Origin of the sequence: Streptomyces sp. B1866 (assembly GCF_031932565.1) — a bacterium.
Taxonomy (GTDB): Bacteria; Actinomycetota; Actinomycetes; order Streptomycetales; family Streptomycetaceae; genus Streptomyces.
Genome location: NZ_JAVSCF010000441.1, coordinates 1 through 2,659, shown reverse-complemented (window position 1 = coordinate 2,659; position 2,659 = coordinate 1). Strand labels below are relative to the sequence as shown.

Genomic DNA, 2,659 nt, shown 5'->3' with positions numbered 1-2,659 from the left:
CACCGGCTGGTTCAAGTCCTCCCACAGGCCCGGCCAACGGTAATTGCGTCGAAGTCGAGGTCCGCGACGCCGACTGGTTCAAGTCCTCGCACAGCCCGGCCAACGGGGACTGCGTCGAGGTCAGGGCCCACGACGCCGCCACCGTCGGCATCCGCGACTCGAAGAACCCCGCCGGGCCGCACCTGTCCGTACCGGCGAACGCCTTCGCGTCCTTCGTGCGGGCTGCCGCGCACGGCGACTTCGCGTAGCGCGCCGACGCGTAACCGCTGGGCCGAAACCCGACCTCACCTCGAATGCCTCGGTCCCGCCTCGGAGGGGCGGGGCATTCGCCATACCCTCTCAGCCTGCCGTCCCGTACCAATCATCGCAGAGGCGGTCGATCTGAGCGATGATGATGTCTCGTCGGATGTCACCGGGAATATTGATCAGTTTCTGGCGCAGGGTCGTGAGCCGTTCCAAAATTCGGGGATCTTCTTCCTGCATGGACTCGATGTTCGGCTGAACGATGATTGACAGATAGTCTCGTAGACTCTCACCCAGTCCCGGCGGCGCAGAGTTTTTTCGGGGAAGATCCCACTGCTGCACAAGGTGATTCGCCGGGTTCCGAAGAATCCACCCCGAGAGATTGCCGTCCTCGAATACGAAATCCAAATCCCGGGCGACATTAAGACGTTCTATTCTTGCCGATTCTTTGAGTGATCCTCGATGGGCGCAGACGAGGTGAGAACCGTCATCGCTCACCCATCGGGTCTCCGCCGGCCGCGCATCGAAGTTCTCCTTCGAGCAGGCTCTCAACGCGCCAGTGGAGGCAGGAGCCAAAAGCCACGGTCGCGGGTCCCAGGAGTGATCGGGAGCCTCTTCCGGAGTCTTGAATGTGAAGCCGACCAAGTTTCCTGTTCTGCGGTCGAAACGCAACTCATCGTCTCCCGACCAGAGCCAGTCGGTGCTGCCGAAAGTCTCGGAGAGTAGCTTTTCGTGACTTTCCTGGTCGGTAGGCGGGGAAACCGATACGAAAAGGCCGGAGATGGAATAGCGGGGAAAGAAACCAAGAGGCTCCCCGGTCGGTTCGACCGGAAACGTACTCGCGATCCTGAACAAGGTTGCTCGACCTCAACGTATAGGGGTGGCTGGTGGTAGAGTCCCACCGCTTGGGGTCGGGATCTGACCTTTTATGATCTGCTCGCGCGTGACCGGCGGCCCCGGGTCGTTCGGGGACCCGCCCCAGGCGGCGGCGCCGCTCGCGTTCTTCGGCCCCGAGGGGCCGTAGCTGGTGATGACGTTGCCTGCCTTGCTTCCCTTGCTCTCCATCACCACGATGTCTTCACCTTGGTGGAAGATCAGACGCTCGGCGCCTCCATGAGATACGTAAACCCCATCGGGGTTCGCCAAAATCTCCAACTCCCGTTCCTTGGACAAGTGCCCATGATATCCGCCCGCCGTTCTGCGACTTCCCGACACGGCACGGCTGATCTCGCGATCGGCGATTTTGTTAAGTTTCTTGCAATCGTAGAGCCCCCACGGGTCCGCCCGCGTATGCGGATTATGTACATAGCTGAAATGGTTCGGTGCCGGTTCGAGGCCCAGGGGGTCCGGGGAGATGTAGCGGGCGGTTTCGGGGTCGTAGTAGCGGTGGTGGTTGTAGTGGAGGCCGGTTTCCGGGTCGTGGTATTGGCCTGGGAAGCGGAATGGGCAGTCGGCTGCGCCTGGTGGCGCGGGCAGGGGTGTGCCCCAGAGGGTGGTGCGGTGCTGCCAGGCCAGGTCGCCCTCGGCGGTGACGAGTTCGGTGGGGGTGCCCACCAGGTCGGTGATGACCGCGTGGAAGCGGGTCGGTCCCGGGGCGTCGGTGGGCGCCGTGAATTTGGTGAGGAGGGATTCTTCCGGGTTGTGGGTCGAGGGGTGGTGGGTGGTTTGGGTGAGGGGGCGGTGGGTGTCGGGGGCGTAGTTCCAGGTGGTCGTCCGGCCGTCCGGCGCGGTCTCCTCCGCCAGGCGGGTGCCGTCCCAGGTGAAGGTTGTGGTGTCGGCCGGGGTGCCGTCTTCGGCGAGGCGGTGTTTGGTGGTGCGGCGGCCGAGGGGGTCGTAGGTGTAGTGCCAGTGTTCGCCGTCCGGTGTCACCGCTTCTGTCAGGCGGTCTTCGGCGTTCCAGGTGAAGGTCCAGGTGTGGGTTTTGCCGTTGAGGAGTCTGCGGGTGCGGCGGGTCAGGCGGCCTTCGGCGTCGTGTTCGTGGGTGGTGCGGCCCGCCCGGTGCAGGATCGTCCCGGTGTGGTGCCGGTCGCCGGGGGCCGGGTGGGCGGGGGCGGTGGCGTGGGTGAGGTTGCCGGTGGGGTCGTAGGCGTAGGTTTCGGTCCAGCCGTGGGCGTGGACGGTGGTGACGCGGCCGGTGGGGGTGAGGTCGAAGCGGCGGGTGCCTGAGGTCAGTTCGCGGATCTCGGTGAGGTGGCCGTCGGGGCGGTAGGCGTAGGCGCGGTGCTGGAGGAGGCGGGCGGCCTCCGCGCCACCGGTGTGGTGGGTGAGGGTTTGGCTGGTGAGGCGGTCGGTTTGGTCCCAGGTCTGGGTCAGGGTCACCTGTTCGCCGAGGCGGCGCTCGGTTTCGCGGCCCGCCGCGTCGTACGTGAACGTCAGGGTTCCGGCGTCGGTGTGGAGTTCTGTGGGGTTGCCTGCC

Annotated in this window: 3 protein-coding genes; 1 reads left to right on the top strand and 2 read right to left on the bottom strand. The window is 65.2% G+C overall.

All coding sequences use genetic code 11. The features are described 5' to 3' along the window. On the top strand, positions 1-248 hold a 248-nt coding region (locus RKE29_RS29185), incomplete at its 5' end, for a DUF397 domain-containing protein (RefSeq protein WP_312008718.1). A gap of 91 nt (positions 249-339) precedes the next feature. On the opposite strand, the gene RKE29_RS29180 is transcribed toward RKE29_RS29185, so the two are convergent. Both RKE29_RS29180 and RKE29_RS29175 read right to left on the bottom strand, forming a co-directional pair. After that, positions 340-1,098, bottom strand: coding sequence for a hypothetical protein (locus tag RKE29_RS29180; RefSeq protein WP_312008717.1), 759 nt, complete (start codon positions 1,096-1,098; stop codon positions 340-342). A 12-nt stretch (positions 1,099-1,110) separates the two neighbouring features. Further along, positions 1,111-2,659, bottom strand: a 1,549-nt coding sequence (locus tag RKE29_RS29175; protein WP_312008716.1) for an RHS repeat-associated core domain-containing protein, incomplete at its 5' end; no start/stop codon positions are given.